Source organism: Kitasatospora sp. NPDC043949 (assembly GCF_056435365.1).
Genome location: NZ_JBWKEQ010000045.1, coordinates 1 through 5,580, shown reverse-complemented (window position 1 = coordinate 5,580; position 5,580 = coordinate 1). Strand labels below are relative to the sequence as shown.

Annotated in this window: 4 protein-coding genes and 1 rRNA gene; 2 read left to right on the top strand and 3 right to left on the bottom strand. The window is 69.9% G+C overall.

What is annotated here, in order from left to right:
• Nucleotides 1-129: 129 nt before the first annotated feature.
• Together AC07AL_RS29300 and recD2 are read right to left on the bottom strand one after the other, a co-directional pair.
• Nucleotides 130-1,419, bottom strand: coding sequence for a citrate synthase (locus AC07AL_RS29300; RefSeq protein ID WP_363588572.1), 1,290 nt, complete (start codon nucleotides 1,417-1,419; stop codon nucleotides 130-132).
• A gap of 225 nt (nucleotides 1,420-1,644) precedes the next feature.
• Nucleotides 1,645-3,879, bottom strand: a complete 2,235-nt coding sequence (recD2, locus tag AC07AL_RS29295; RefSeq protein WP_363588570.1) for an SF1B family DNA helicase RecD2 — start codon at nucleotides 3,877-3,879, stop codon at nucleotides 1,645-1,647.
• Between the two features lie 221 nt (nucleotides 3,880-4,100).
• Between recD2 and AC07AL_RS29290 the strand changes: the two genes are divergently transcribed.
• On the top strand, nucleotides 4,101-4,892 hold the full coding sequence (locus AC07AL_RS29290; protein ID WP_363588568.1) for a VOC family protein: 792 nt from the start codon (nucleotides 4,101-4,103) through the stop codon (nucleotides 4,890-4,892).
• A 91-nt stretch (nucleotides 4,893-4,983) separates the two neighbouring features.
• A complete protein-coding gene (locus AC07AL_RS29285; RefSeq protein WP_363588566.1) occupies nucleotides 4,984-5,436 on the top strand; it encodes a GNAT family N-acetyltransferase in 453 nt (150 codons plus the stop codon).
• Between the two features lie 75 nt (nucleotides 5,437-5,511).
• On the opposite strand, the gene rrf is transcribed toward AC07AL_RS29285, so the two are convergent.
• Nucleotides 5,512-5,580, bottom strand: a 5S ribosomal RNA gene (rrf, locus tag AC07AL_RS29280); the annotation flags it as partial.

Here is a 5,580-nt window from a genome sequence, read left to right as displayed (position 1 = left end):
CTCCCCCCCCCCATACGTCCCTCCTCCCCTCTTCCCCCCCCCCCCCCCCCCCCCCCCCCCCCCCCCCCCCCCACACCCCCACACCCCCCCCCCCCCCCCCCCCCCCCCCCCCCCCTTCCGGGTGCAGCGTCAGCGGTCGCCGAGGGCGACGTAGTCGCGGATCTCGGCGCCGGTGTAGATCTGGCGCGGACGGCCGATCCGGCTGGTCGGGTCGTTGATCATCTCGTGCCAGTGGGCGATCCAGCCCGGCAGCCGGCCGAGGGCGAACAGCACGGTGAACATGCTGGTCGGGAAGCCCATGGCGCGGTAGATCAGGCCGGTGTAGAAGTCCACGTTCGGGTAGAGCTTGCGCGAGATGAAGAAGTCGTCCTTGAGGGCGTGCTCCTCCAGCTTGAGCGCGATGTTCAGCAGCTCGTCGTTCTTGCCGAGCTGGCCGAGGACCTCGTGCGCGAGCAGCTTGACCTGCGCGGCGCGCGGGTCGAAGGCCTTGTAGACGCGGTGGCCGAAGCCCATCAGCTTGACGCCGGCTTCCTTGTTCTTCACCTTCGTGATGAACGCGTCGACGTCGCCGCCGTCCTTCTGGATGCTCTCCAGCATCTCCAGCACGGCCTGGTTGGCGCCGCCGTGCAGCGGGCCCCAGAGCGCCGAGATGCCCGCCGAGATCGAGGCGAACAGGTTGGCGTGGCTGGAGCCGACCAGGCGCACGGTGGAGGTCGAGCAGTTCTGCTCGTGGTCCGCGTGCAGGATGAGCAGCTTGTCCAGGGCGTTGACGATCACCGGGTTGAGCTCGTAGTCCTCGGCGGGGACGGCGAAGGTCATCCGCAGGAGGTTCTCGACGTAGCTCAGGTCGTTGCGCGGGTAGACGAAGGGCTGGCCCATCGCCTTCTTGTACGCGTAGGCGGCGATCGTCGGCAGCTTGGCGAGCAGGCGGACGGTCGACAGGTGGCGCTGGCCGGCGTCGAACGGGTTGTGGCTCTCCGGGTAGAACGTGGAGAGCGCGCCGACCACCGAGGACAGCATGGCCATCGGGTGGGCGTCCCGCGGGAAGCCCTGGAAGAAGCGCTTGACGTCCTCGTGCAGCAGGGTGTGCTGGGTGATCTCGCGGTTGAACTCGGCCAGCTGGACCGCGTTGGGCAGCTCACCGTTGATCAGGAGGTACGCGGTCTCGATGAAGCCGCCCTGCCCTGCGAGCTGCTCGATCGGGTAGCCGCGGTACCGCAGGATGCCGTTGTCACCGTCCACGAAGGTGATCGCGGACTTGTACGCGGCGGTGTTACCGAAGCCGTTGTCCAGGGTGACCAGGCCGGTCTGCGGGAGCAGCTTCGAGATGTCGAAGCCGGCGTTGCCCGCAGTGCTCTCGACGACGGGGTACTCGTACTCGCCGTCCTGGTACCGCAGTACTACCGAGTTGTCGCTCACGTCTTCCTCACCGACGAAATGAATCCTCTTCCAAGGTGCCCTGACTGTCTCTACCATCCCCCATCTGGAGGACAGCCGCGCACCCGGGGTGGCCCGAAAGGGCCCGCCCCTACAAAACCTGCTGCCGCAGCCGGTACGAACCGGACAAGATCGGCACCACCCTAGGCTCTGCCGTAAATCTCTTCACGTCAAGAGAACATTAGAGGCAACCATCCTGTTGGATAATCATCCAGTTGCCAGTCGATGATCGAGCGCCGCATGCCGTCGACCTGCACTGACGGTTCGCACGGCCTGGGCGATCGCCTTCCGTGACCCCACCAGTACCACCAGTTTCCTGGCCCTGGTCACAGCGGTGTAGAGCAGGTTTCGCTGGAGCATCATCCAAGCGGACATGGTGACCGGAATCACCACGACCGGGTACTCGCTGCCCTGCGAGCGGTGGATCGTGACCGCGTACGCGTGGGCCAGCTCGTCCAGTTCGTCGAAGTCGTACGGCACCTCCTCGTCCTCGTCGGTGAGCACCGTCAACCGCTGGTCGTCCACGCTGAGGGCGGTCACCACTCCCACTGTGCCGTTGAAGACCCCGTTGCGCCCCTTGTCGTAGTTGTTGCGCACCTGCGTGACCTTGTCCCCCACCCGGAACGTGCGCCCGCCGAACCGCCGCTCCGCCAGCCCCTCCCGGGCCGGCGTCACCGCCCCCTGGAGCAGCGTGTTCAGGTTCCCCGCCCCGGCCGGACCCCGGTGCATCGGCGCCAGCACCTGGACGTCCCGCCGCGGGTCGAAGCCGAACCGCTGCGGGATCCGCCGCGCCACCACGTCCACCGTCAGGCCGGCCGCCAGCTCCGCGTCGTCCTCCGCGAACAGGAAGAAGTCCGGCAGACCGTCCGTCAGCGGCGGCCTCCCCTCGTTGATCCGGTGCGCGTTCGTCACCACCCCCGACTGCTGGGCCTGCCGGAAGATCCTGGTCAGCCGCACCGACGGGATCGGGCCGCCCTCCGCCAGCAGGTCCCGCAACACCTCGCCGGCGCCCACCGACGGCAGCTGGTCCACGTCCCCCACGAACAACAGGTGCGCCCCCGGCGGCACCGCCTTGACCAGCTTGTTCGCCAGGATCAGATCCAGCATCGAGGCCTCGTCCACCACCACCAGATCGGCGTCCAGCGGCCGGTCCCGGTCGTACGCGGCGTCCCCGCCCGGTTTCAGCTCCAGCAGCCGGTGCACCGTCGAGGCCTCCGCCCCGGTCAGCTCCGCCAGCCGCTTCGCCGCCCGCCCGGTCGGCGCCGCCAGCACCACCTTCGCCCGCTTGGCCAGCGCCAGCGTCACGATCGACTTCACCGTGAACGACTTGCCGCAGCCCGGACCACCCGTCAGCACCGCGACCCGCTCGGTCAGCGCCAGCCGCACCGCTTGCTCCTGCTCCGGCGCGAGATCGGCCCCGGTGCGCTTCGCCAGCCACTCCAGCGCCACCGGCCAGTCCACCCCGCCGAACCACGGCATCCGGTCGGAATCCGAACGCAGCAACCGCAGCAGCTGGTTGGCCAGCGAGATCTCCGCCCGGTGGAACGGCACCAGGTACACCGCGGTGATCGCCTCGCCCGCCTCCCCCGGCACCGACTCCCGCACCACCCCCTCCGCCGCGACCAGCTCCGCCAGGCAGTCGATCACCAGGCCCACGTCCACCTGCAGCAGCTTCACGCCGTCCGCGATCAGCCGCTCCTCCGGCAGGTAGCAGTGCCCCTGGTCGCTGCTCTGCGACAGCGCGTACTGCAACCCCGCCTTCACCCGCTCCGGGCTGTCGTGCGGGATCCCCACCGCCTGGGCGATCCGGTCCGCCGTCAGGAAGCCGATCCCCCACACGTCCGACGCCAGCCGGTACGGCTCGTTCCTCACCACTCCGATCGAGGCGTCGCCGTACTGCTTGTAGATCCGCACCGCGAGCGAGGTCGACACCCCGACCCCCTGGAGGAAGACCATCACCTCCTTGATGGCCTTCTGCTCCTCCCAGGCCGCCGCGATCTTCTTCGTCCGCTTCGGCCCCAGCCCCGGCACCTCGATCAGCCGGCCCGGCTCGTTCTCGATCACCTCCAGGGTGTCCACCCCGAAGCGCTCCACGATCCGCTCGGCGAACCGCGGCCCGATCCCCTTGATCAGCCCCGAACCCAGGTACCGCTGGATGCCCTGCACCGTCGCCGGCAGCACCGTCGTGTAGTTCTCCACCGTGAACTGCCGCCCGTACTGCGGATGCGAGCCCCACCGCCCGTGCAGCCGCAGCGACTCCCCCACCTGGGCTCCCAGCAGCGCGCCCACCACCGTCAGCAGGTCGTTCCCGCCCCGACCGGTGTCCACCCGGGCCACCGTGTAACCGGTGTCCTCGTTGGCGTACGTGATCCGCTCCAGCACGCCCTCGACCTGCGCGAGCTGGCGCGGCGCCTCCTGCCCCGACTGCGCCTGCCTGGCCACCGGAACCCCCTTCGACCGGTACGGGTGGACCTTTCGTTACGCACCGTACCGCCCGGCCACGACAAGCCCGCACCCGCGCCGGACCACCCCCGCGGCGGGACCGCCTCCGGGCCCCTGCCGAGCAGCGCCCCGCCGTGCAGCGCCCCCGCCGAGGTGCCAGGCTGGGACGGGCAGGGGGGCACGATCGCGCCCGTACGGGCCCCGTCCGAGGAGCAGTGCCCATGCTCAACACCTCCTTCCGCCCCGGCTCCCCCGACTGGCTCGACCTGGGCAGTCCCGACACCCGGGCTTCCGTCGACTTCTACACCGCCCTGTTCGGCTGGACCTTCGACCCGGCCGGCCCCGAAGCCGGCGGGTACGGCTTCTTCCAGCTCGACGGCCGGACGGTCGCCGCCCTCGGGCCGCTCGCCGAGGAGGGCTCCCTGCCCGCCTGGACGCTGTACTTCGCCACCCTCGACGCCGACCGCACCACCGAACTCGTCGAACAGGCCGGCGGGCACGTCCGGTTCACCCCCTTCGACGTCTTCACCGCGGGCCGGATGGCCGGCTACACCGACCCGACCGGCGCCGAGTTCGCCGTCTGGCAGCCGCACGACACCCACGGCCTGGAGGTCGTCAACGAGGAGGGCAGCCTCTGCTGGGCCGAGTGCTACAGCGTCGACGCCGAACGCGCCAAGACCTTCTACCGGACCGTCTTCAGCTGGCAGGAACAGGACGTGCCGCTCGAAGGCACCTCCTACACCGTCCTCACCCCCGCCGGCGCCGGCAGCGACGACGCCCACGGCGGCATCATGCAGCTCGGCCCCGAACAGACCGCCCGCGGCACCACCTCGCACTGGCTCCCCTACTTCGAGGTTCCCAACGTGGACGCCAGCCTCGCCATCGCCGACAAGCTCGGGGCCACCGTGCGGATCCCCGCCATGGACGTCCACGGCGTGGGCCGCCTCGCCCAGTTCCACGACCCGCACGGCGCCGTCTTCGCCGTCATCACCAGTGCCAAGCCCGGGGAGTGACGGCAAATCACCCCCGAGAAGGGGCCTGAGGGGGCTCTACGGGCAGTGGCGGCGGAGGTGCGGGGAAACAGGGCGCGCCTATCCTCTGATCATGACTGACCTGACGATCCGCCGGGCCACCGCAGAGGACCTGCCGGCGCTAGTGGCCATGCTCGCCGACGACGCCCTGGGTGCCACCCGCGAGAGCCCCGACGACCTCACCCCGTACCGTGCCGCCTTCGCCCGCGTCGACGGCGACCCGCACCAGCACCTGGTCGCCGCCGAGCGCGCCGGCCGGACCGTCGGCACCCTGCAGCTGACCGTGATCCCCGGCATCTCCCGGAAGGGCTCCACCCGGACCGTCATCGAGGCCGTCCGCATCCACGCCGACGAGCGGGGCAGCGGCCTCGGCACCGAACTGATCCAGTGGGCGATCGAGCGTTCCCGCGAACTCGGCGCCGACCTCGTCCAGCTCACCTCCGACGCGACCCGCACCGACGCCCACCGCTTCTACGAGAAGCTCGGCTTCGTCCCGTCGCACGTCGGATTCAAGCTCCAGCTCTGAGGCCTTGAAGTTCCAAAGCCGCGGAAACGCAAAAAGACCCCCTCCCGTCCGGGAGGGGGTCTTTTCGGAATAATTGTTCGGCGGCGTCCTACTCTCCCACAGGGTCCCCCCTGCAGTACCATCGGCGCTGTAAGGCTTAGCTTC